Source organism: Nocardioides sp. YJ-D4 (assembly GCF_054031495.1).
Window position 1 is genome coordinate 1,123,175 of sequence record NZ_CM132932.1, and the last position, 23,349, is coordinate 1,146,523.

The 23,349-nt window shown below is 70.7% G+C and carries 17 protein-coding genes; 2 read left to right on the forward strand and 15 right to left on the reverse strand.

The features are described 5' to 3' along the window. Positions 1 to 77: 77 nt before the first annotated feature. From ACW14X_RS05430 to ACW14X_RS05465, 8 genes are all read right to left on the reverse strand, one after another. A complete protein-coding gene (locus ACW14X_RS05430) occupies positions 78 to 1,115 on the reverse strand; it encodes a substrate-binding domain-containing protein (RefSeq protein ID WP_350719034.1) in 1,038 nt (345 codons plus the stop codon). A gap of 80 nt (positions 1,116 to 1,195) precedes the next feature. Next, positions 1,196 to 2,245, reverse strand: a complete 1,050-nt coding sequence (locus ACW14X_RS05435) for an ABC transporter permease (RefSeq protein WP_457164959.1) — start codon at positions 2,243 to 2,245, stop codon at positions 1,196 to 1,198. Beyond that, positions 2,242 to 3,801: a sugar ABC transporter ATP-binding protein gene (locus tag ACW14X_RS05440; protein WP_201451071.1), complete on the reverse strand. Its 1,560-nt coding sequence runs from the start codon at positions 3,799 to 3,801 to the stop codon at positions 2,242 to 2,244. Before ACW14X_RS05440 ends, ACW14X_RS05435 begins: the two co-directional genes overlap by 4 nt. Next, on the reverse strand, positions 3,798 to 5,069 hold the full coding sequence (locus tag ACW14X_RS05445) for an ROK family protein (protein ID WP_457164960.1): 1,272 nt from the start codon (positions 5,067 to 5,069) through the stop codon (positions 3,798 to 3,800). The genes ACW14X_RS05440 and ACW14X_RS05445 overlap by 4 nt, the downstream gene beginning before the upstream one ends. Positions 5,070 to 5,299: 230 nt before the next feature. Next, a complete protein-coding gene (locus ACW14X_RS05450) occupies positions 5,300 to 7,429 on the reverse strand; it encodes a PQQ-dependent sugar dehydrogenase (RefSeq protein ID WP_160024503.1) in 2,130 nt (709 codons plus the stop codon). Positions 7,430 to 7,584: 155 nt separating this feature from the next. After that, complete coding sequence (locus ACW14X_RS05455) at positions 7,585 to 8,790, reverse strand: ROK family transcriptional regulator (protein ID WP_457164961.1); 1,206 nt, start codon at positions 8,788 to 8,790, stop codon at positions 7,585 to 7,587. 30 nt (positions 8,791 to 8,820) lie between these two features. Next, the gene (gene ftsY / locus ACW14X_RS05460; protein ID WP_457166051.1) at positions 8,821 to 9,954 is read right to left on the reverse strand and encodes a signal recognition particle-docking protein FtsY; all 1,134 of its coding nucleotides are present in this window, start codon (positions 9,952 to 9,954) and stop codon (positions 8,821 to 8,823) included. Between the two features lie 18 nt (positions 9,955 to 9,972). After that, a complete protein-coding gene (locus ACW14X_RS05465) occupies positions 9,973 to 10,227 on the reverse strand; it encodes a hypothetical protein (RefSeq protein WP_160024505.1) in 255 nt (84 codons plus the stop codon). Between the two features lie 168 nt (positions 10,228 to 10,395). Between ACW14X_RS05465 and ACW14X_RS05470 the strand changes: the two genes are divergently transcribed. Both ACW14X_RS05470 and ACW14X_RS05475 read left to right on the forward strand, forming a co-directional pair. Then, entirely contained in the window at positions 10,396 to 11,388 is a 993-nt protein-coding gene (locus ACW14X_RS05470; RefSeq protein WP_350719023.1) for a glycosyltransferase family 2 protein, read from the forward strand. 25 nt (positions 11,389 to 11,413) lie between these two features. Further along, the gene (locus tag ACW14X_RS05475; protein ID WP_160024506.1) at positions 11,414 to 12,457 is read left to right on the forward strand and encodes a methyltransferase domain-containing protein; all 1,044 of its coding nucleotides are present in this window, start codon (positions 11,414 to 11,416) and stop codon (positions 12,455 to 12,457) included. Between the two features lie 271 nt (positions 12,458 to 12,728). Here ACW14X_RS05475 and ACW14X_RS05480 read toward each other — a convergent pair whose 3' ends face one another. The 7 genes from ACW14X_RS05480 to ACW14X_RS05510 all read right to left on the reverse strand — a co-directional run bounded on the left by ACW14X_RS05480 (position 12,729) and on the right by ACW14X_RS05510 (position 23,159). Beyond that, on the reverse strand, positions 12,729 to 13,769 hold the full coding sequence (locus tag ACW14X_RS05480; RefSeq protein ID WP_457164962.1) for an FUSC family protein: 1,041 nt from the start codon (positions 13,767 to 13,769) through the stop codon (positions 12,729 to 12,731). A 105-nt stretch (positions 13,770 to 13,874) separates the two neighbouring features. Next, positions 13,875 to 14,495, reverse strand: a complete 621-nt coding sequence (locus tag ACW14X_RS05485; protein ID WP_457164963.1) for a maleylpyruvate isomerase family mycothiol-dependent enzyme — start codon at positions 14,493 to 14,495, stop codon at positions 13,875 to 13,877. A 20-nt stretch (positions 14,496 to 14,515) separates the two neighbouring features. Further along, positions 14,516 to 17,662, reverse strand: a complete 3,147-nt coding sequence (locus tag ACW14X_RS05490; RefSeq protein WP_457164964.1) for a glycosyltransferase — start codon at positions 17,660 to 17,662, stop codon at positions 14,516 to 14,518. A 118-nt stretch (positions 17,663 to 17,780) separates the two neighbouring features. Beyond that, positions 17,781 to 18,233, reverse strand: a complete 453-nt coding sequence (locus tag ACW14X_RS05495; protein ID WP_008358262.1) for an acyl-CoA thioesterase — start codon at positions 18,231 to 18,233, stop codon at positions 17,781 to 17,783. Between the two features lie 11 nt (positions 18,234 to 18,244). Further along, positions 18,245 to 20,320, reverse strand: coding sequence for an acyltransferase family protein (locus tag ACW14X_RS05500; RefSeq protein ID WP_457164965.1), 2,076 nt, complete (start codon positions 20,318 to 20,320; stop codon positions 18,245 to 18,247). Further along, positions 20,317 to 22,062: a glycosyltransferase family 2 protein gene (locus ACW14X_RS05505; protein WP_457164966.1), complete on the reverse strand. Its 1,746-nt coding sequence runs from the start codon at positions 22,060 to 22,062 to the stop codon at positions 20,317 to 20,319. Before ACW14X_RS05505 ends, ACW14X_RS05500 begins: the two co-directional genes overlap by 4 nt. After that, positions 22,059 to 23,159: a glycosyltransferase gene (locus tag ACW14X_RS05510; RefSeq protein ID WP_160024512.1), complete on the reverse strand. Its 1,101-nt coding sequence runs from the start codon at positions 23,157 to 23,159 to the stop codon at positions 22,059 to 22,061. Before ACW14X_RS05510 ends, ACW14X_RS05505 begins: the two co-directional genes overlap by 4 nt. Positions 23,160 to 23,349 lie beyond the last annotated feature (190 nt).

Sequence of the window (23,349 nt, forward strand, 5' to 3'; positions counted from 1 at the left end):
CTCGATCCTGTGTTTCGGTGGTGTCGCTCCGCGCCCGAGCGCGGAGCGATCTTGCGGTCTGACTGGGTCGGGCTCGATCAGGACTCGAAGGCCGTGGGCAGGAACTCGTCCACGTTCTCCTTGGTGACGACCGGCGCGTCCAGCTGGATGGTGCGCGGCACGGTCACCTCAACCAGGTCGGACATGGCCTTGTCCTGGGCCAGGAGCCGGGCGAGCTTGATGCCGTCAGCGGCCTGGGTGGAGGGGTAGATGACCGTCGCCTTGAGGACGCCCTTGTCCGACTCGATCTCGCGCATCGCGTTGGCCGAGCCGGCGCCGCCGACCATCGTGAACTCGTCGCGACCGGCGTTGTTGATCGCGGCGAGGACGCCGACGCCCTGGTCGTCGTCGTGGTTCCACAGGAAGTCGATCTTCGGCGCGGCCTGGAGCAGGTTGGAGGCCGCCTTCTCGCCGCCCTCGACGGTGAAGTCGGCGGCGACCCGGTTGTCGACGTCGAGGTCGCACTTGGCCAGCGCGTCCTTGAAGCCCTTGCTGCGGTCCTGGGTCAGGGGCAGCGAGTCGATGCCGGCGATCTCGGCGACGACGGCGTCCGTCTTGCCGCCGGCCTGCTCGCAGACGTACTCACCGGCCGAGACACCCATGCCGTAGTTGTCACCGAGCACGGTGACCCGGGCGGCGTTGGGGTCGTTGAACTCACGGTCGACGTTGATGACCGGGATGCCGGCCTCCATCGCCTTGAGGGCCACCGGCGTCATCGCGGCGCCGTCGAAGGGCAGCAGCACGATGGCGTCGACCTTGTCGTTGATGAAGGTCTCGACCTGGCTGATCTGCAGGCTGACGTCGTTGGTGCCCTCCGCCAGGCGCAGGTCGACGTCCTCGTACGCCTCGGCGGCGGACTTGGCCTGCTCGCTGATCGCACCCATCCAGCCGTGGTCGGCGGCGGGCGCCGAGAAGCCGATGACGACCGTGTCGCCCTTCTCGTCGTTGGAGCCGGCCTTGGCGTTGGAGGTGCCACCGACGTTCTCGGACTTCTCGGGGGTGTTGCTGATGCACGCCGAGAGGGCGAGCACCGAGAGACCGGCGACGACGATTCTTGCTGTGGACTTCAGTTTCATGGAAGTGCTCCTAGATCGTGCGAGGTGGAGAAGGGATTGGTCCGAGAGCCGTGGACGGCTGGCTGGGTGGTGTCGGGCGGTCATGAGCCTGGCTGTCGAGCGAACCGCTTCTGCAGCAGCACGGCGGCGATGATGATCAGGCCCTTGGTGAAGGCCTGAGCGGAGATCGAGAGGTTGTTGATCACGAACACGTTGGTGAGGGTCGTGAAGATCAGCACCCCGAAGACGGTGCCGACGATGGTGCCGCGCCCGCCGGCGAGCAGGGTGCCGCCGATGACGACCGCGGCGATGGCGTCGAGCTCGTAGAGCTGGCCGTGGGTGGCGCTGCCGGTCGTGGTGCGGCTGACCAGCATGATCGCGGCGATGCCGCAGCAGACACCGACGAGGACGTAGAGGAGCACGGTGTGGCGGCGTACGTTGATGCCGGCCAGGCGCGAGGCCTCCGGGTTGCCGCCGATGGCCAGGGTGCGCCGACCGAAGGTGGTGCGGTTGAGCACGACCCAGCCGATCACGGCCACGATGACGAAGATCCAGACCAGGACCGAGATCCCGAGGATGTCGCGGGAGAACGCGTCGGTGAAGCCGGGCACGCTCAGGATCTGGGTCTTGCGCGCCGAGATGATCTCGGCCAGACCGCGGGCGCTGGCCATCATCGCGAGGGTGGCGATGAACGGCACCACTCCGCCGTACGCCACCAGCAGGCCGTTGATCAGACCGGCGCCCGCGCCGACCAGGAGCGCCGTGGTGACGATGAAGATCCAGTGGTAGTCGTTGGCCATCGCCTGCGTGGACAGCGTCGTGCACCAGACCGAGGAGAGCGCGACCAGCGCGCCCACCGAGAGGTCGATGCCACCGCCGGTGATGACGAACGTCATCCCGATGCTGACCACGCCGATCACCGCCGCGAGGCGCAGGATCGTCATCACGTTGTCGACCGAGGCGAACCGATCGCCGCCGGAGATGACGCCGACCAGGGCCAGCAGCGCCAGCGCCAGGACCAGGCCGAGGTTGTGGCCCGCGCCGCCGCGCAGCAGCCGAGCGACGCCGCCGGGCTCCGCCCGGCGGGCCGCCTCCTTCTCCACCCGGGCCGTGTCCACCGGGGTCACAGCGTCTGTGGGGGTGTCGCTCATGCGACCTCTCCTTCCATCACGAGGTCCAGGACCTTCGACTCGTCGATCTCGGTGGCGGGTCCCTCGTGGACGACGGAGCCCTCGCTGATGACGAGGACCCGGTCGGCGAGACCGAGCACCTCCTCCACCTCGCTGGACACCACGACCACGGCGACACCTTCGTCGGCCAGGCGGCGGACGAGGTTGTAGATCTCGGTACGTGCCCCCACGTCGACGCCCCGGGTGGGCTCGTCGAGGAGCAGCACCTTGCAGTCGCGCAGCAGCCACCGGGCGAGCACGACCTTCTGCTGGTTGCCGCCCGACAGGTTGCGGACCGGCCGGTCCACCCCGGCCGGACGTACGTCGAGCGAGCGGCTGAGCTCCTCGGCGGCGCGGCGCTCGGCGCCGGTGTCGAGGAAGCTGCCCTTGGAGAACCGGTTCAGGGACGAGACGGTCACGTTGCGGTAGACCGCCTGGTCGAGCAGCAGCCCCTGGCTCTTGCGCTCCTCGGGGGCGAGGCCGATCCCGGCGGCCACCGCGGCGCGCACCGAGCCGCGGCGCAGCCGGCGACCGTTGACGGTGACCGTGCCCGCGCTGGAGCGGCGGGCGCCGTAGACGGTCTCGAGGATCTCCGAGCGGCCGGAGCCGACCAGGCCGGCCAGACCGACGATCTCGCCGGCGTGGACCCGGAGGTCGACGTCGTGGAAGCGGTCGCCGGACAGGCCCGTGGCCTCGAGCACCGGCGTGCCGTCCCGACCGGGTCGCGTCGCGGGGCGCTCGGGGAAGACGTACTCGATCTGGCGGCCGGTCATCAGCTTGATCAGCTGCGAGGTCGGGGTCTCCTCGACCGGGAGCCCGGTGGCCACGGTGCGGCCGTCCTTGAGGACCGTGATCCGGTCGCCGATCTGGCGGATCTCCTCGAGGCGGTGGGAGATGTAGATGATCGCGACACCCTCCGCGGTGAGACCGCGCATCACCCGGAAGAGGTTGTCCACCTCCTCCTGGTCGAGGACCGCCGAGGGCTCGTCGAGGATGAGCAGGCGGGTGTCGTGGGACAGCGCTCGCGCCATGCTGACGATCTGCTGCCCGGCGGGCGAGAGGTCGCCGACCAGACGGTTCGGGTCGACCTCGCTGTGGCCGAGCCGGGCCAGGAGCGTACGCACCCGCTGGGTCGCCTCCGCCCGGCGGCTGAACCCGGCGGTGGCGAGCTCGTGACCGAGGAAGATGTTCTCGGTCACGGTGAGCCCGGGCACCAGGTCGAGCTCCTGGTAGATCGTCGAGATGCCACGCTTCATGGCGGCGTCCGGCGTGGTCAGCCGGACCGGCTCGCCCTCCCAGAGGATCTCCCCCTCGTCGGGCTGGTACGCCGCCGAGAGCACCTTGATGAGGGTCGACTTGCCGGCGCCGTTCTGGCCGAGAAGGCAGTGCACCTCCCCCGCGCGGACGTCGAGGTCGACGCCGCCGAGGGCGAGCACGCCGGGGAACCGCTTCACGATCCCGGTCATCTCGAGCAGTACGTCACCCCCGTCTGCGCTGGCGGCGGGGCCGTCCGGCGACGGCTTCGGGGTCTGGGTCATCGGGTTCCTCCGTGCAGTTCGGGCAGGTCGGCGAGGACGGTGGGGTCGGAGAGCACCGGTTCCAGGGAGACCAGTGCGCCGCCGCGTACCGCGGCGGTGGGGCCGAAGGCAGAGATCGCGACCTGGGTGCCACCGGCACGCGGCGCGAGGACGTCGGCGGCGAGCCGCGCCTCGACGGCCGGGCGCAGCCACTCGCCGAGCACGGCGAAGTAGCCGCCGAGCACGACGGTGCCCGGGTTGAGCGTGTTGACCAGGACGGCGGCGCCCGTGCCGAGCCAGGTCCCGACCTCGTCCAGCGCGGCCAGGGTGCGGCCGTCGGCGAGCCGGGCCCGCTCGACCAGGGTGGCGAGGCGCTCCTCCAGAGTCAGCACGGGGTCGCGGACCGGGTCGTCGGGGTCGGTGGCCGCCTCGAGCAGCGCCCGCAGGCCGACCACGGTCTCCCAGCAGCCGGTGCGGCCGCAGCCGCACAGCCGACCGCGAGGGTCGACCGGGAGGTGGCCGATCTCGCCGGCCCAGCCGTGCCGGCCCGGGGCCACCCGGCCGCCGCTGACAATCGCGCCGCCCAGGCCGACCTCGCCGTAGAGCACCACCATGTCGGCGCGGTCGGCATCGGCCGGGTCGAGCTCGGCGGTGGCGGCGAGGGTGGCCTCGTTGGCCACCCGCACCGGCGGCACCGGCGCGGCGTCGGCGGCCAGCCGGCGGCGTACCTCCTCGGCGGCGTCGATGTCGCGCCAGCCGAGGTTGGGGGCGAGGGTGACCCGCTGCGTGGCGGTGTCGACGAGGCCCGCGACACCGATGGTGATGCCCGCGACGGTGGTGCCGGCGGTGCGCGCCTCGGCGAGGGCGTCGTCGACCAGGCCCGCGACCTCGGCCAGCACACCCTCCGGCGGAAGTCTGCGTCCGTCGATGCCGCGACGGAACTCGGCGATCACGGACCCGGCGAGGTCGACGGCGACGACGGCGAGATGGTCGACGTTGATCTCCGCACCGACCCCGCACACCGAGCTGCCGACGAGCCGGGCCTGGACGCCGGGGCGGCCGGCGCCGCGACGGTCGGCGTCCTCGCAGGTGACCAGCCCGAGCTCGGCGAGCTCCTCGATCAGTCCGGTCGCAACCGTGCGGGTCAGTCCGGTCTCCTCGGCCAGGCGCCCACGCGAGCGCGGGCCGCGGTCGCGTAGCGACCGCAGGAGCAGGCCCATCCGCGCGGCCCGGACTGCCGCCGGGTCGGCGGTGGCGGAGACCCGCACGGTGATGTCTGCGTCGCGCACGGCTGCCTCCTGTCCGGGGTGAAGGGGTCCATCACAGACACAGCCTGTGATGGCAGTCACAGAATTCGGTGACTGAGAGACAAACTAGTGACCCCGCTCACGTTGTACAACCCTTTCGCGGCGGTTTCTGCAAAGTTTCTGTCGAACTTTGAAAAGTGATTGGACAAAGTAGTCGAAAGGGGCACCCGGCCACGGCTGGCCGGATGCCCCTTTCAGGTCGATCGCGAGGGTCACTCGCTGGGTGCGATCACCACCTCGTCACTGCCGGTGAGCGCCGGGATGTCACCCTCGCCGGGGTCGGTGTACTCCGCCACGAAGACGGCGTTCAGATCGTCCTGCCCGGGGTCGTGGCCACCGGGGACGGTCGTCACGATCGAGCCGCTGCAGCCGTTCGCGGTGGACTGCGGGTGCCCGTGCTCGTCGTGGCCCAGGACGTACGTCACCGAGACCCGGGAGCAGTCGACGGCCTGGTCATCGGTCACCTCGACCTGGAACTGGACGGTGTCACCGAAGTGGAACGCCTCGCCGGGCGCCGGGCTGGTCGTCAGGGTCACCACCGGAACGTCGTTGCCGACGACGATGTCGACGTCCGCCGAGGCGTGCTTGCCGCGGCCGGCCTTGCCCTTGTCCGTGACGGTCAGAGTCGCACGGTAGGCCCCCGGCTCCTCGTAGGTGTGGGTGGCGGTCTTCCCGGTGGCGTCGAACGTGCCGTCACCGTCGAAGTCCCACTGGTAGACGAGCTTGTCACCATCGGGATCGGTCGTCCCGGCGCTGTCGAAGGCGACGGTCAGCGGCGGCTGACCGGCGGTCTTGTCGGCGCTGATGACCGGCTTCGGGCTGTGGTTGCCGGTGCGGGCGATGTAGTCGATCCGGGAGACCTGGGCCTCCTCGTTCTCGCTGAAGAACCCGTCGCCGTACTCGAGCATGTAGAGCGAGCCGTCCTTGCCGAACTCCAGGTCCATCACGTTGTCCGTGACGAAGCTGGAGAGCACCGACTCGATGCCGGTGAGCTCACCGTCGGCATCGAGCCGCATGCCCTTGATGTAGTCCCGGCCCCACTCCGCGAACAGCGGGACACCGTCGTAGTACGCCGGCCAGGCGCCGGAGAGCGGGTCCTTCGTCGCGGACTTCTGGAAGTCGTACGCCGGTCCGGCCATCGGTGCGATGCCGCCGGTGCCGAGCTCGGGGAACTCCTCGGACTGGCCGTAGGTGTACCAGACCGTCGGCTGCGTCACCGGCGGGAGCTGGGTCAGGCCGGTGTTGTGGCGCGAGTCGTTGACGGGCGCCTCACAGTCGAACGCCGGACCCGAGACCCCGGTCGCGAAGTCGTAGTCGCGGTAGGGCAGCTCAGCGGTCGCGCACAGCGGCCAGCCGTAGTTGGCCGGCTTCGTGACGACGGTCCACTTGCCCTGGCCCGCCGGGCCGCGGTCGGGGTTCGCGGAGGAGGCGTCGGGCGAGTAGTCGGCCACGTAGACGCGGTCGGTCTCCCGGTCGATCTCGATCCGGAACGGGTTGCGCAGACCCATCGCGTAGATCTCGGGGCGGGTCTTGTCGGTGCCCGGCGCGAACAGGTTCCCGGCAGGGACGGTGTAGCCGCCGCCGGCCTTCGGCTTGATCCGGAGGAGCTTGCCGCGCAGGTCGTCGGTGTTGGCGGCCGTACGCCTCGCGTCGAAGGCAGGGCTGCGGTTCTCGCGGTCGTCGAGCGGGGCGTACCCGTCGGACTGGAACGGGTCGGTGTCGTCGCCGGTGGCGAGGATCAGGTTGCCCGCGGAGTCGAAGACGATGTCGCCGCCGACGTGGCAGCAGCGCCCCCGGTCCACCGGTACGTCGATGATCTGCTGCTCGGTGGACAGGTCGATCTTGCCGCCGGCGTACTGGTACCGCGAGAGCCGGATCGCACCCTTGAAGGGCTCGAAGTCGGCGGGCGTGCCGTACTCGGGGGCGTCACCCTCGTTGACGTCCGGCGTGGCCGGGTCGTCGACAGGGGTGTTCATCGGGGGCGAGTAGTAGACGTAGACCCACTTGTTGGTCCGGCCGTTGTATCCGGGGTCCAGAGCGATGCTCTGCAGACCCTCCTCGTCGTGCTGGTAGACGTCGAACTGGGCTGCGACGCTGTTGACGCCGGTGTCGGCGTCGTTGAGCCAGACCTTCCCGGCCCGGGTGGTGTGGAGGACGTCCCCGTTGGGCAGGACCGCGAGGTCCATCGGCTCACCGGGGCGGTCGTTGAGGGTCACCTTCTCGAAGTCGGTGTCCGGCGGTGGAGCGGCCGTAGGGGCCGCGTCCGCGGACGTCGTGAGGGGGAGAACCAGGAGCCCTGAGACCACGGTCGTGGCGACGCTCCAGAGGGTGAATCTGCGCACGGTCCATCTCCTTCTCTCGCTGTCGTGGAGGGGAGCGAGATCGTCCGCGAACGTATCGATGTGACGCCGGTCACGTCAAGTGACTTGCGTACTTTCGCAAGATGATTTCGAAAGATGGGACGATAGTGCGCCTCGGAGAGGGTCGAGAGCGGGGTTTAGACCTCGCCGCTGCTGGGTGCGTACACCGAGGCGCTGATCAAGTGAGCGGCCCCGATGACGCCGCCCTCGTCGCCCAGCTCGCTGAGCACGATCGGGAGGTTGCCTGTCGCCAGCGGCAGCGAGCGGCGGTAGGTCACGCTGCGGATCTCGGCGAGCAGGCCATGGCCGAGCTTGCTGACCCGGCCGCCGATGACGATCAGGCCGGGGTTGAAGAACGAGACCAGGCTGGCCAGGACCTGGCCGATGCGGTGTCCGCTCTCCCGGATGAGCTGGACCGCCTGGGCGTCGCCACGGGCCACCGCGATGGCGATGTCCTCGGCGCTCAGCTCGCCCTTCTCCGCGAGCAGTTCGGCCAGCACGGGCGAGCGTCCCGAACGGGCCGCGGCGAGCGCCTCGCGAGCGAGCGCCGCCCCGCCGGAGAACGCCTCCAGGCAGCCGGTGTTGCCGCAGGCGCAGGTCGGCCCGAAGTCCTCGACGCGGATGTGGCCGATGTCGCCGGCGCAGCCGTCGACGCCGCGGTAGAGCTCCCCGTCGACGACGATCCCGCAGCCGATGCCGGTGCCGATCTTGACGTACAGGAAGTCACGAGCGGTCCGGGCGACACCTGCGTGCTGCTCCCCTGCCGCGAGGACGTTCACGTCGTTGTCGAGCACGACCGGACAGCCCAGCTCCCGGGCGACCGCATCGCGCACCGGGTAGCCGTCCCAGCCCGGCATGATCGGCGGCGACACCGAGACGCCGCGGTGGAAGTCGACCGGTCCGGGTACGCCGACGCCCGCGCCCATCGGCTCGGTGACGTCGTGCTCGTCCAGGAGCGCGCGTACCTCGTCGAGGGCGGTCGCGAGCACCTTCTCCGGGCCGCTGCGGATGTCGCACGCCCGGGTCCGGGTGCCGATCACCGACAGCCGGCCGTCGGTGAGGCCCACCGACATGCTGGTGGCGCCGATCGAGATGCCGACGAACCGGATGTCCGGCGCGAGGTCGACCAGGGTCGAGCGCCGGCCGCCCCGGGAGGCCGCCGGCCCCACCTCGTGGGCCATGCCCAGCTCGGTGAGCCGACCGACCTCCGCCGCGATCGTGGTGCGGGAGACGTTCAGCCGGTCAGCGAGCTGAACCCGCGACAGCGGGCCCTCGTCACGGAGCTGGGCGAGCAGTCGTGCCTGCATGGAAGTCTCGGCCCGGCCGGCGAGTGAATGGCGCATACCGGCGATCCTGCCATGTGACACGCCTTGCTAGCCCAGGAGCGCGTCGACGAAGGCCTCAGGGGTGAACGGAGCCAGGTCGTCGGGACCCTCACCGAGGCCGACGAGCTTGACCGGAACACCGAGCTCGCGCTGCACGGCGACGACGATGCCGCCCTTGGCGGAGCCGTCGAGCTTGGTGAGGACGATGCCGCTGACCGCGACGGCCTCGCTGAAGACGCGGGCCTGGATGAGGCCGTTCTGGCCGGTGGTGGCGTCAAGGACGAGCAGCACCTCGGTGACCGGGGTCTGCTTCTCGATGACGCGCTTGACCTTGCCGAGCTCGTCCATCAGGCCGGCCTTGTTCTGCAGCCGGCCGGCGGTGTCGACGATGACGGTGTCGACGCCGGTGTCGAGGCCCTCCTTGACCGAGTCGAACGCGACGCTGGCCGGGTCGGTGCCCTCCGGGCCGCGTACGACCTCGACGCCGACGCGCTCGCCCCAGGTGGTCAGCTGCTCGGCGGCGGCGGCGCGGAAGGTGTCGGCGGCTCCGAGGACGACCTTGCGGTCCTCGGAGACCAGGATGCGGGCGAGCTTGCCGGTGGTGGTGGTCTTGCCGGTGCCGTTGACGCCGACCATCAGCACCACACCGGGGGCGCCGTCGGCGCCGCTGACCTGGAGCCGGCGGTCCATGCCCGGGTCGACTAGCTTGATCAGCTCGTCACGCAGTGCCGCCTTGACGTCGACCTTGCCGCCCTCGACGCGCAGCCGCGTGCGCAGCCCCTCGACCAGCTCCTGGGTCGGGGCAACGCCGATGTCGGCGGTGAGCAGCAGATCCTCGATGGACTCCCAGGTGTCCTCGTCGAGCCTGTCGGAGGAGAGCAGGTTGAGCAGACCGCGGCCCAGCGCGTTGGAGACGGCCAGGCGCTGGCGCAGCCGCACCAGGCGGGAGGCGGTGCTCTCCGGCTTCTCGATGACCGGCGCGGCGGGCTCCGCCGGCACGGTCTCCGGCTCGGCTTCCCCGACCGTCGGCTCCTCGGGGCGGGTGATGACATCGGTCCCCGCCTCGGTCGGCAGCGAACGGTCCTTGCGGCGCCGGGTGCTGGCGACCAGGCCGACGATGCCGCCGCCGATGATCGCGACAGCGGCGACCGCGATGATGACGATGAGGGTGACCATTTCCATGGGCCTCATCCAATCAAACTAGCCCTGATTTTCCGTAGTTCCTGGCTTGCGCTCACCGAGCAGCTCGGTGAGGCGGTCCTCGCGGCGGGTCTGCAGCCGGGTGGCCGGGCTGAGCGTGGGGGCCGTGTCGACGGCCCGCTCCATCGCCTGACCGAGCTTGGTGGCGTACGGCATCTTCTGTCCGCGGTGGGGGAAGACCGTGTAGACGATCACGAGTCCGGCCAGCGCGACGATGAGCAGCATCGCCACGAAGATGACAAGGATGGTCGTCACTGGCTCGGCCAGCCTCCTTCTGGATACGCACGGACGGCGTCCACCCTCGCACACCTCGCGCCCGGAGCACACAACGGCGCGCGCGGGTACGCGCGCCCGCGCCCGGTGCGTCCCGTCGTACGGCGCGGGATCTCGACAACGTCCACCGGGCCGGTAGTGTTTCACGGCATGAGGATCATCGGGACAATGATGGTCCGGGACGAGGTCGACATCGTCGCCGCGATGATCGAGCACCACCTGGACCAGGGTGTCGACACGTTGATCGTCACGGACAACGCGTCGGTCGACGGGACCACCGAGGTGCTCGAGCGCTACGCCGCCACGGGACGGGTCGAGCTCCATCACGACCCCGTCCACGAGAAGCAGCAGGGCAAGGTCGTCACCGCGATGGCCCGACGTGCCCGCACCCACTTCCGCGCCGACTGGGTCCTCAACCTCGACGCCGACGAGTTCCTGGTGCCCAAGGACAAGGGCCTGACCGTACGCCAGGCGCTCGAGGCCACTCCCCTGTCGCTGAACGCCTTCACCGTCGAGGTGGAGAACCTCGTCGGCCCGCCCGCCTGGACCGGCGGCGGCATCAACCGGCTCCAGTGGCGCGACCGGCGCTCCGACGAGCGCCTCGAGGCGGCCGGGCTTCACGCGCATCCGACGCCCAACGCCATCCACCGCGGCGAGTCGGACATCAAGGTCGTCCAGGGCAACCACTTCGTCTCGCTGATGAGCAACGGCCAGCCGCCCGACGAGGTCGCTCTCGAGGTGCTCCACCTCCCCTGGCGCTCCTGGGCCCAGCTGGAGCGCAAGGTGATCAACGCCGGCAAGGGCTATGAGGCCAACCCCGACCTGAAGCCGAGCCCGCGCCACCACGGGATGCGCGACTATCAGCGCTACCTGAGCGGCACGCTGCAGGACGCCTACCTCGCGCGCACGCCGACCCGGGCCGAGCTCGCCGCCGGCGCCTTCTCCGGGGACTACTCGTTCGACGACTGGCTGACCTACCACCTGCACATCGTGCTCGGCCGATCGCTCGTCCCCGACCTCATGCGTGACGTGCTCGATCCGGAGAACGACAAGGCGGTGCCCGACGACGAGCACGCCCTCGGCGCCGAGCGCGGCCGGGCCGCACTGGCGGCCGAGCCCTACATCCCACCCCGCACACGCTGAAACTCTCTTCTCAGGAGGACCTGTCTTGCCCACCTTCAGGGGCGCCGTACGCCGCGGCCTCGCCGCCGCAGGTCTGCAGACCGTCCGTGCCGCCGATGCCGAGGCCGCGCGCCTGCACGGCCGGATCGACGAGCTCAAGCAGCGCAACCAGAAGCTGCGTACGAAGGTGGAGGGGCTGCAGGGCGACCGAAACCGCACCACCGCGGTGCCGGCCATCCCGGGCCTGGACCGGCTCGAGCTGCGTCGTGAGCAGGTGCTCGCCGGGGTCAAGCCCGACGCCCTGATCCTGGAGATCGGCCCCGCGCACAACGCGATCCTGCCCAAGCGGGACGGCTATGACGTACGCATCGTCGACTATCTCGACCGCGAGGGTCTGGTTCAGCGCTATGCCGGTTTCCCCCAGTACGACCCCGATGACATCGAGGAGGTCGACTACGTCTTCCGGCCGGGAACTCCCTGGTCAGACGTGATCCCGGAGCGCTTCGACCTCGTCGTCGCCTCCCACGTCATCGAGCACACGACCTCGATGATCGACTTCATCAACGAGTGCGAGAAGCTGCTCAACCCCGAAGGCGTGCTCGCCCTGGTGATCCCCGACCACCGCTACTGCTTCGACCGGTTCCGCGAGCGCGCCTCGCTCTCGCGCGTCATCGACGCCTCGCTCTACCCGTCCTCCGTGCACACCATGGGCGCCGTCATCGAGGAGCGGCTCAACGCGGCCAAGCACGGCGGTATCACCGCCTGGGGTCCGCGCCACAAGGGCGACTACACCTTCGCCCACGGCCTCGACGCTGTGAAGGCGAGTGGGGCCGAGGCCCAGCGCGGGGAGCGCTACATCGACACCCACAACTGGGTCTGCACCCCCCACCACCTCCGCTTGCTGCTCCAGGACCTCGCCGACCTCGACTTCATCTCGATGCGGGAGACGTCCTTCCACGACACCGTCAAGCACGAGTTCTTCATCAACCTCTCCCCCACCGGCGAAGGCACCGGCCTGACCCGCGAGGAGCTCGTCGTCCTGGCCGACGACGAGCGCCGCGTCCTCGACCAGGCCGTCTTCGAGAAGTAGCGAGCCTGGTGTAGCCGAGTCGGCGCAACTGCGCGCCTTGGAGCGAAGCGAAGCGAGCGAGGCGCGCGGTTGCGCCGACTCGGCGCGTAATCCTCTACCGCAGCGCCCATCGCCCGAAGCGTCACTAAGGACGGCCGAAGCGTCGCTTAGGTCGGCCGACTTGGCACCGCCATGACGCCTCGGCCGACGTAAGTGACGTCTCGGCCGACGTAAGTGACGTCTCGGCCGACCGGGGTGACGTCTCGGCCGACCGGGGTGACGTCTCGGCTGGTCAGCGGCGACGGAACTCGCGGAGGGCGAGCGCGGCGGCAAGGCCCACGACGACCCCGAGAAGCGTCTCGGCGAAACGTGACCACAGCAGGGCGTCGACGGGCTGTGGGTGGCCGAGCTGGACCATCAGCAGCGAGAGCGGGGTGATGGCGACGAGGGCGAGGCCGTAGTGACGCCCGACGAGCAGCTCGGTGACCGCTTGGAGCGCGGCGACGACCACCGCGACGACGAGCGCGGGAAGCGAGACCGAGAGCAGCACGGCTGCCAGGACCAGACCGACCAAAGTGCCGACGACGCGCTGCAGCCCGCGGGTCGTCTGCGCCAGCAGCCCGGTGACGCCGAACGGCACGGCCGCGGCCACCATCGCCCAGTAGGTGTGGCTGAGCCCGAGCGCGGTGGAGACCGTACCGGCGACCACGACCGCCACGACGACCGCGGTGGCGTGGTCGAGCCGTACCTCTCCACGGCTCGCCTCGACCGAGGCTCCGCTGCCGGCCAGCCGCTCCTCGAGCAGACCGAGGAGCACGGCGATCAGGGCCGCGGCGACCGCCACGCCGACCGCCACCACGACCCCCGACGGGGTCACCGGGAGCGCGGCACAGGTCGCCACCGCGAACACCGGGAACATCGGTCCCGGAGGCCGCAGTACGAACCGGTCCGAGAGCATCGACCCGGCCGCGGCCCACACCGCGGCGACGGGGATGACGAGCCAGGCCCGCTGCGAGGATGTCGCCACGAGCGCGCCACACAGGACCGCGGCACACATCATCAAGCCGGCAGCAGTCTGCGTCCGCCAGCGACCTCGCAGCGGCTGGCGGCCACCGTAGATCGAGGCGAAGGTGCCGAAACAGGCGTACGCCGCCAGCTCGATGTGTCCTGTCACGGCCAGCGCGATCAGCCCGACGAGCAGCGTCACGCTCGCGCGCCAGGCGGGCGAGTGGCTTCCTGGCGCCGGTGAGACCCGGAGTGACTCCTCCATCAGCCGCTCGAGCCGGCTCCGGTCGCCGCCCAACCCATCTCCCCCGTGCCGTACCGCCCTCATCGCACCAGACACCTTACGGCCACCCGGAACCACCAGATAGTCCAGGGAGTTTCCGTCCGTTACCAGCCGGTAGAGCGACGGAAACTCCCCGGACACCCGGCGGGTTCAGCTAAGCCGGTCGAGAAGCTCAGCGACACCGTCCCCGCGCAGGTCCGCCATCACCTCTCGCCTTCCGGCCATCGCCATGACGAGATCGCGCAGGCGGCCGTTGACCTCGGGGCCGTCACCGGCCACGAACTCGGCGTCGACCGCTCGAAGCCGAAGGCCCTGCACCAACGACTTGCTGTTGACCGCGAAGTCCTTGGTGGCGAAGAACCTGGCGACCGCCGAGAGCCCTTCGGGGTCGGGGTCGTGCCGGATGCCGAGGGGCCGCCGGATGTCCTCGCCGTGTACGATCATCTCCCCCAGCCCGCCGACGCTCTCCTTCCGTGGCAGCGCGATGGGTCGGATCCGGGCGTACATCTCGAGCGTCTCCTCCGGCGAGGATCCGCGGAACTCCTCGAGCCGCCTGCGGTTGTGTACGGCCGGATCGAAGCGCGCCCCGATCATGCTGCGCAGCCAGGCCGGGAACGAGAGTCGCGAGGCCGCGCCGAGGTGCGCCACGACTTCCTCCGCGTCCCACTCCCCGCAGAGGGTGGCCGAGCGCCACTGCGCGGGCGAGAGCGTCCTCAGGTCATCGACCAGTGCGTCCCGCTCGCGCAGCTGGATCACCGACAGCTTCGTCATGCGGACACTCTGACAGGTCCCTAGGGGCGGTCACGCCTGGCGCGCTCCTCGAGCGCGATGTCGAGGAGGGAGCGGGCGCGGGCGTCGAAGCCGTGGTCGCGGTGGATGCGGGCGGCCTCGGCGCGGATGTGCTCGTCGGTGCCGAAGACGACCGAGGGGTCGGGCATCGAGGACCACTTCACCAGGTCCTCGGGGGTCTCGTAGACCTGCACGGTGTCACCGAAGACGTCGCGGAGACCGACGACGTCGTCGGAGATGACCCGGGCGCCGGAGGCGACGGCATCGAAGAGCCGGTTGGAGATGAAGCCGTAGTCGCGCATGTCGGACCAGTGGTCGTTGAGCACGACCCCGGCGGCCCGGTATTCGGCGCCGAGCCGGGTGTTGGACATGAACTGGGCCTTGACGTAGTGGCGCGGGATGTAGGGCTCCCAGCCGTGGCCGTAGACCGACAGCGGCAGTCCTGCCGAGACCGCGTCGTGGATGATCGGGCGCTCGACGTCGCGCGAGGTGCCGACGAAGAGCACCGCGTGCCCGGAGTCGGGCAGCGCCCGGTCGGGGTTGAACAGCTCGGGGTCGGTGGCCTGCAGCAGCGGGTCGATGCGGATGCCCCACCGCGCCGACATCCGCTCAGCCCAGATCGGTCCGGCTGCCAGCAGCCGGTCGAACGAGGCCGCCTCGGCGCGAGTGACCGCGTCGGGGTGGGAGATCACCCAGCCGATGTTGATCCGGCCGTCGGGCGCCGGGAAGTAGCGCGAGAGACCGCGCAGGGTGACCACGACGTCGTCGTCGAGCGCGCTCGGCCGCTCCCACTCGTAGTGGTGGTCGACGACCGCGGACTGGCCGAGCCTGCGCAGCGAGCGGGCCAGCGCACGGGCGAAGTGGGTGTCACCCCACCGCTCCCCCTCCGGCGCGCCGGGCGCGGAGATCTTGATCGACCAGCGCAGCTGCGGGACGCCCTCGACGACCGAGGCGCGCGGCATCGGGGCGAGGATCGGCCGGGTGGCGGCGTACGTCTTCGCGGGGCCGGTCGGGTTCCCGGCCGCCGCCCGGCCGACGACCTGGTAGCCGCAGGCCGCCCAGGCGGCGACGTCGTCGCGGGGCTCGGTGCGCCCGAGCCAGCGGTCGAGGTAGATCAGCCGGTTGCGCGGGGCGCGGGCGAAGCGGCCCTTCGACTTCGACTCGTGGTGGACGACCTCGGAGGAGGTCACGACCCGAAACGAGCCCGGCCGCAGCGCGGCGAGCCGGTGGCACAGGTCGACGTCCTCCATCCCGTTGGTGAAGATCGGGTCGAACCCCTCGCATGCGACGACGTCGCGGTAGCGCATCACCAGCGCCGCGCCGGTGAGCGCGGAGAACCGGTGACCGTCGAGGCCGGCGGCGTCCTCGGGCGGGTACTCGGCGAGCATGTTGTAGGGCAGCCCGCCGTAGGGCGGGAAGACGACCCCGGCCGACTGCACCGACCCGCTCGGGTAGAGCAGCAGCGGCTGGACCGCGAGCACCTCAGGATCCTCGAGCGCCTCGACCAGAGGCGAGAGCCAGCCGGCCAGCGCCGTGGTGTCGTTGTTGAGGAAGACCACGGTCTCCCCGGTGACGTACGGGATGGCGAGGTTGTTGCCGAGCGCGAAGTTGTGGTTGACGGTGCTGTGCACCACCTTCACCTCGGGGAAGCGAAGCGGCAGCGAGTCGAGCACCGCCGAGACGCGGGCCGAGGAGCCGTTGTCCCAGACCACGATCTCAAGCCGCTTCTCCCCCGCGCCCTGCTCCATCACGGCCTCGACCGCGCCCACGGTCAGCAGCGAGTCGTCGTAGGTGGGGATGACCACCGAGACCACGTCCGGGTCCGGGGTGCGCGAGCCGAGCGCGTTCCAGTCGATGAAGGTCCGGTTGCGTACGACGTCCTCCCACGACTCGAGGTCGAAGGGGTCGAGCGGGAGCCGGTCCTGGCGCGGACGTCGCGGGTTGATGCCCTGGCGGCGCTCGACGCCGACCTCGGGCACGACCTCGATCACGGACTTCGAGGTCAGCCGCAGCGCGAGGTCGTAGGCCCAGCCGAAGCCGATGTCGTCACGGGGACCACCGACCTCTTCCAGAAGCGGCACGGAGATCAGCAGTCGCGCGACCAGGGTCCGCATAAACGGACCGGGCACGTCGGGTCCCGGCGAGGCCGGAGGTACGTCGATGGCGAACCGCTGCTCCGCCTGCCACGGGCGCTCCAGCACGTCGGCGACCAGCGGCCGCCCGGCCGCCTCGGCCACCGAGACCAGCCGAGCGAGACGGCCGGGCCTCCAGACATCTCCCCCGGCGACGTACGCGACGAAGTCGCCGTTGACCTGCGAGAACGCAGCGACCACGCCGGGCTCGCCGCGGTCCGGGTCGCCGAGCACCACCCGGGCACCAGGGACGACCTCAGGGATGACCTCCGCGACCGCCGGGGTCAGGCCGCGGTCGATGACGATGACCTCGGTGCTCACCCCGGTCTGGGCGGCAACGCTGTCCAGCGTCGCCCGGGCATGCTCGTCGGAAGCGCCCAGATCGACGATGACGGTGACCGTGCCGACCGGCTCACGACCGGCGGCGGCAGCCGGGACGCGGTCGATGTCCGGCCGCCAGGTCTTCGGGCCGCCCTGCCGGGCCTGCCACTCCGCGCGCCGGTCGCGAATCCAGTCGCGCAGGTCGGGGAACCGGCCGTCGACCTGCTCCAGCCAGTCGTTGGCGCGGCGTCCGTTGCGGGCGCCCCGGTCGACGTAGTGACCGATCGCGCCGCCGTAGAAGTTCTCGGTCTTGCGCCGCTCGGTGTAGCCGTCGGTGTCGAAGAGCGGGTGGGTGGGCTGCAGCCACAGCTCGGCGCGCAGCCAGTAGAGGAACGGGTCCTGATCGCCCATCTGCTTGCGCAGCCGCGGGGTCAGCCGCGCGACGAAGAACTCCGGGTCGAAGAGCGGGCTGGGCTGCGTCAGCGGCTTGGCCGGGTCCTGCTCGAGATAGTGCCGGGCGGCGCGTTTGCGGTCGAGGCGCTGCCCGACCTGCTCGGCGTACCACTCGTGGTCGAACAGCGGGCAGTCGACGAGCAGACGTACGTCGTCGGCCCGGCTGTAGAGGGGCGAGTCGTTGTAGACCTTGCGGGCAAGGTCTCGCCCCCTGCGCAGTCCGCCACGTGCGATGCGCTTCAACTCTTCGTCCACTAAAGGTCCCCCAAGACGCTCTAGATCGTGCTTCGGCAGTGGGTCAGACTGTCACAGTGCCGAGTGGCGGTGAACGGCGCCACGCACGTTCACCCAACTGTCAAGGTCAATTCTGCCGCCACAGCGGCATGACCGCCTCCCGGATCTCGTCGGGCATCGGCGTCACCGGACGCGACGGGTCGGTGTTGTCGACGTACACATGCACGAACCGGCCCTCCGCCGCGGCCTCCTCGCCCGGCCCCTGGAAGAGCCCGATCCGGTAGATGACCGACGAGCTCCCGACCTTGTCGACGACCAGCCCGGCCTCGACCGGCTCGGGGAACCCGATCTCGCGCAGGTAGCGGCACGAGGTCTCCGCGACGATCCCGATCTTCGGCAGCTTCCGCACGTTCACGCCGGTCGTCTCGAACAGATAGGCGTTGACGGCGGTGTCGAAGTACTCGTAGTAGGTCGCGTTGTTGAGGTGACCGTACGCGTCGTCGTCGCGCCAACGGGTGGTGATCGTGCGCCAGTGCACGTAGTCGGCGCGGGTCGGGGCCTTGCGGTCAGGAGTGCTCATCGCCGCTGATCTTAGGAGAGTGCGTCCTCGACGGACCTGACTAGGTAGGGCGCGAGGGTCTTGGAGAAGGTCGCGGTGATGTGGCCCTCGTCGCGGTAGGCCAGCACGTGGCCGACCACCAACGGGCACCGGTCGTCCGTGCAGTAGGCGGCGGACAGGTCAACCAGCGACGCCCCGGCGCCGGCTCGACGGACGGTCTCGGGGAGCGGGTCGGAGGTGGCGTACGCCTCTTGGCGGGTCATCTCGCACGCCGACGCCTCCGCGAACGACTCGGCACCGTCGAGACATCCCATCGCCCACGGGGTGAGCATCGGGTTGTCGGCCAGCGCGATGACCTTCGTCCCCCGCTTCATCACCGGCCGCCAGGCATCCAGGAGATGGTCGACCGCCGGGTCGGGATCGCCCGCGGCGAGCGACTGGCTGCGCCGCTGGGTGACCAGCACGACGTCGTACGCCTCCCCGCGGGTCAGCCGTGACAGCAGCGCCTTCCGGTAGGCACGGCGCTCGTCGCCAGCCGCGGGTGCGACCAGGCTGCCGCCATTGGCGACCATGACGTCGACCGACCATCCGGCACCCTTCGCGACCTGAGACAGCCCGGGAACGAGCGATGCGGCGTGGGAGTCGCCCACCAGCGCGACCCGCAGTGCGTCGGGCTCGATCGAGCCATGGTGGCAGACCTCGGGGCGGGCGTCGGCGGCGTACGTCTGGCGCTCGGTGAGGTAGCAGTAGTAGGCGTTGCCGGTGTCGTCCTTGCGGGCGATCGGCGCGGGCAGCAGCACCCCGTCCAGCTTCGGATTCTCGCAGGACTCCAGGAGGGCCGAGGCGCCGAAGCACTCGACGTCGCCCGACGCCAGCGCGTTCGCCTGCTCCCGGCTCTGCTCGACCAGGTTGCGCCCGTGCACGATCCCGGGCACGGCGACGGCGGCGACCAGCGCCATCCCGAGGGCCGCGAAGAGGTAGGCCCGCGCGGAGGTGCCGAGCAGTGGCCCGGTGCGGAACGGCGTCTCCACGAACCGGTAGGAGAGCGCCGAGAGGCCGATCGTGAGCAGCAGGATCAGCGGCTCGCGCAGCCAGGTGCCGAGCACCGGACCGGTCGAGGGGATCACGACGACGAGCGGCCAGTGCCACAGGTAGAGCGAGTAGGAGACCGTCCCGATCCATTGCACGACCGGGTTGCCGACGATCGCACCGCCGGACCGCTGTGGGGCGCCCGCCCAGATAACCAAGGCGGTCCCGACGACCGGCAGCAGCGCAACCCAGCCTGGGAACGGCAGCGACTCGCGGAAGAGCACCAGCGCGCCGAGCAGGCCGGCCCATCCGAGGACGGCGACCGGAGCCGCCCACCGCGCCGGCGCCCGGCTCAGCGAGATCGGCAGCACGGCCAGGAGGCCGCCGACGGCGAACTCCCACGCGCGGGTGTGGGTCACGAAGTAGGCGGCGGCGCCGTCGGTCGCGGTGATGACGACCGATGCCGCGAAGCTGGCGACGAGAACGGCCGCGATGACCGCCCGGATCGCGGGAATCCGCCGCTCGGGCCGGCGCCGGGTGAGAAACGCGGCCGCGACGATCAGCAACGGCCACAGGATGTAGAACTGCTCCTCCACCGAGAGCGACCAGTAGTGCTGCGCCGGCGAGGGCGGGTCCTCCGCGGCGAGGTAGTCGACCGCAGCCCAGGACAGCTGCCAGTTCTCCACGTAGAACGCGGCCGCGACCGTCTCCCGCAGGAACTGCTGCCACAGCGCCTCCGGCACCAGGACGTACGTTGCCCCCGCACTGCACACGAGCACCAGCAGCGCCGCGGGGAGCAGCCGCCGGATCCGGCGGGCCCAGAAGGCGCCCAGCCGCACCCCGCCGGGCTTGGCGGCCTCTCGCACCAGGTGGGAGGTGATCAGGAAACCCGAGATGACGAAGAAGACGTCGACGCCGGCGTACCCACCCCGGATCGCGCCCGGCCACAGGTGGAAGAGCACGACCCCCAGCACCGCGGCCGTACGCAGCGCCTGGATCTCCGGCCGCTTGTCCCGCGCGGGCTGCCCGGCCTGCCCGGGCTGCCCGTCCTTGGCGGGCGCGACGGCGACAGCGGTCACCGGCGCACCCTGCGGGCGATCCGGCCGGCGACGCGGCGGGCCTTGCGGACGCCCCGTTCGCCGAAGGTCAGCGGGATCTCGATCCCATGGCGCGGACGACCGTCGAGCTCGACGATCTGCGCACGCTCGCCGATCCGCTCGCCGATGACGCCCTCGTGAATGATCACCGGCCCGTCGAACTCACCCAGCGCGTCGCGGCCCTCGAACCGCATCCGCCAGCGACCGCCCGACAGTGCGGCGGTCGGCAGCGCGACCTCGAGACTGCCCGAGGCGAGCTCGGCGGCGCCGTAGTCCAGCGTGCGGCGCCGGCGGTCGTGGAGGAACACGACGCGGAGCCTATCGGGCACGACCATCGTGTGGGTCAGGTGCAGGTGGGCGCGGCCGTCGACGAGCGAGAGCGAGGTGGCGGTCACCGGGTCGGTCGCGCCCGAGACCACCTGGCGCAGCAGCTCCGGGCCGTCGTCGAGGGCCGCCATGATCCGGCCGAGCCGCCAGCCCAGCGCCACACCGGCCTCACCAGCCTCGTCTGCCTGGACCGCCTCGGCGACCACCGTGAACAGGTCGCGGTGCTTGAGCACCAGGTCGGCGAGGTCGTCGCCGACGAGCGTCTCGTCGCCCAGCGAGATCGTCGCGACGGCGTTGACCAGCGGCCGCTGGAGCGTACGCAGCGGCACCACGCCGCTGTCGGCGACCAGCTGCAGCGTCTCCAGGATGTCGGCGACCGCCCGGTCGCCCCAGCGGACGTCCTGGCCGATCAGCCGGGCAGCGGTGGCCCACTGGCCCGAGGCGACGAGCCGCCAGCCCCACCGCTTGTCGCGCTCGAGGTCGTCGACGACACCGTCGTCGAAGAGTCCGACCAGCTCGGCAACCAGCACCCGGGCCGGCTCCAGCGCTTCCGGGTCGATCACGGACATGCCCCGCAGCGCGCGCACGATCGCCATCCAGCCGTCGGCGTCGAAGATCAGCGAGGCGTACTCCGCGCGCACCTGCAGGTCGCCGAGCTCGATGATCCGGCGGGCGCAGCGCAGCTCCTGCTCGAGGTAGCTGATGATCCCGGCCGGCGAGTGGGACTTCGCGGTCATCGACCCCGGTCCAGGCCGGTCGCGGTAGACGTAGACCGTCTCGGTCACGATGTCGAAGCGGGCGGTGGTCAGCGCGTGGACCATCGGCTCGATGTCGTTGGAGCGTGAGGCGTCCGGGAACGAGATCTGGGCCGTGTCCCAGAAGTCGCGCCGGAAGACCCGGTTCCAGCACGCCCGGTTACGCAGCGCGGACGGCGCGTCGGCCAGCGTCACCAGGGTGCGCTCCTCGTCGAACGCCGGCCACGCCCGCACCGGCCACCAGACCCGGTCGCTGAAGAGCTTGAAGAACCGGCCGACGACCATGTCCGAGCCGGTCTGCCGCGTCTTGCGCAGCATCGCGGCGTACGCCCCGCGGGGCACCAGGTCGTCGCCGTCCGCGAACGCGATGAAGCGGCCCCCGGCCAGCGAGACACCGTGGTTGCGCGCCTGGCCCCCGCCCTTGCCGGGCGAGCGGACCACGGTCAGGCGCGGGTCGCGGGCTGCGTACGCCTCGGCGATCTCGAACGTCTCGTCGGTCGAGGCGTCGTCGACGACGATGACCTCCAGGTCGACCGGATCGGCAGGCGTGGACTGGTCCTCGAGGATCGAGGAGAGCAGCTCGCCGACCCACAGGCCGACATCGTGCGTCGGGACGATGACGGAGAGCTCAGGTGTGGTCATCGGGCTGCACCCTCCAGATCGCCGGCCAGATCGCTCGACAGCTCGTCGAGCAGCCGCAGGTAGTCGCGCGACATGTCGTAGGGCGTGTACGCACGGGTGAACTCATGAGCGGCCCGATGCCGCGACTCCTGCCCGTCCAGGGCCTCCAGGATCGCCGCCGCCAGCGCCACCGGCTCATCGGGCTCCGGCGCGTACGTCACCACCCATGGCTGGTCGGCGAACTGCCGCGCGACCGGGGTGTCCTCGGGGATCAGGGCGGTGCGGCCGAAGGTGCCGGCGGCCAGCAGCGAGCCGGAGTTGAGGATGCGGCGGTACGGCAGCGCCACCACGTCGCTGGCCCGCATCCAGTCGGAGAAGTCGGCCGTCTCGACGAAGCCGAGCCGTTTGACGATGTTGGGCGCCGAGAGCATCTCCTCGACCGTCTCCACGTCGGAGGCGGGCACCACCTTGCCGGCCACGACGAAGGTCAGGTCGGGCACCTGCTCGGCAGCGATCTCCACCGCCCGGCAGAGCACGTCAAGGCCCTTGTACGCCCGGATCTGACCGATGAAGCCGACCGTCGGCACCCCCTGCGGGACCCCGATGCGCTCGCGCGAGGCGACGTCGTCACCGCCGTCGGGGTAGACGCCGAGGTAGGACGAGTGCGGCAGGTCGACGACCTTGTCGGGCGGGAGCGCGTAGTAGGCCGCGGTCTCCTCGACGGTCGCCGGGTTGAGCTGGATGATCCGGGTCGCATGGCTCGCCAGCGCCTTGGCGACCGCGAGCTCGACATCGACGTAGTCGGCCTCGTGCGCGATCGAGTTGTGCACCGTCCACAGCACGTCGGCGCCACGGTCGCGCAGTCCGCTCAGCACGTCCTCGAACCGGGCCTCGTTGGCCCAGGCCTCCTCGACGCTCTCGCAGCCGGCGGTCACCGGCGAGGTCCAGTGCACGTGGAGCACGTCCCCCGGCCCCAGGTGCTCCGCGCGCGCCTCGAGCCGGTGCAGACCCTGCACTCCCTCGACCACGTCCCAGCCCGCCGCCCGCGGTGCCACGGTGAGCATCGTGAGGTAGGGGTTGCTCCGGTAGTAGGGGAACGACAGCAGGGTCGAAGGCATGTGGGGGTCCTCAAAGTACTTAACCGTGACGATCCCCCGAACGTCGAGACCACGTCTCGCCGGTGCCCCGGTTGGCCGGTGACCGCAGGATTCTAGGCAGGCAAAAGAGCCCACTTTGACCACTCAGAGGGCTTCCCCGCATGCCTTCATCACGGGTTCATCGACGGTTCATTCAACCCACCCTTGCTGG

What these genes read in the sequence shown, in the direction of transcription:
- ACW14X_RS05505 (WP_457164966.1), bottom strand. Translation starts at nt 22,062, where the DNA reads ATGACCACACCTGAGCTCTCCGTCATCGTCCCGACGCACGATGTCGGC.
- ACW14X_RS05440 (WP_201451071.1), bottom strand. Translation starts at nt 3,801, where the DNA reads ATGACCCAGACCCCGAAGCCGTCGCCGGACGGCCCCGCCGCCAGCGCA.
- ACW14X_RS05435 (WP_457164959.1), bottom strand. Translation starts at nt 2,245, where the DNA reads ATGAGCGACACCCCCACAGACGCTGTGACCCCGGTGGACACGGCCCGG.
- ACW14X_RS05470 (WP_350719023.1), top strand. Translation starts at nt 10,396, where the DNA reads ATGAGGATCATCGGGACAATGATGGTCCGGGACGAGGTCGACATCGTC.
- ftsY (WP_457166051.1), bottom strand. Translation starts at nt 9,954, where the DNA reads ATGGAAATGGTCACCCTCATCGTCATCATCGCGGTCGCCGCTGTCGCG.
- ACW14X_RS05510 (WP_160024512.1), bottom strand. Translation starts at nt 23,159, where the DNA reads ATGCCTTCGACCCTGCTGTCGTTCCCCTACTACCGGAGCAACCCCTAC.
- ACW14X_RS05485 (WP_457164963.1), bottom strand. Translation starts at nt 14,495, where the DNA reads ATGACGAAGCTGTCGGTGATCCAGCTGCGCGAGCGGGACGCACTGGTC.
- ACW14X_RS05430 (WP_350719034.1), bottom strand. Translation starts at nt 1,115, where the DNA reads ATGAAACTGAAGTCCACAGCAAGAATCGTCGTCGCCGGTCTCTCGGTG.
- ACW14X_RS05480 (WP_457164962.1), bottom strand. Translation starts at nt 13,769, where the DNA reads ATGAGGGCGGTACGGCACGGGGGAGATGGGTTGGGCGGCGACCGGAGC.
- ACW14X_RS05495 (WP_008358262.1), bottom strand. Translation starts at nt 18,233, where the DNA reads ATGAGCACTCCTGACCGCAAGGCCCCGACCCGCGCCGACTACGTGCAC.
- ACW14X_RS05455 (WP_457164961.1), bottom strand. Translation starts at nt 8,790, where the DNA reads ATGCGCCATTCACTCGCCGGCCGGGCCGAGACTTCCATGCAGGCACGA.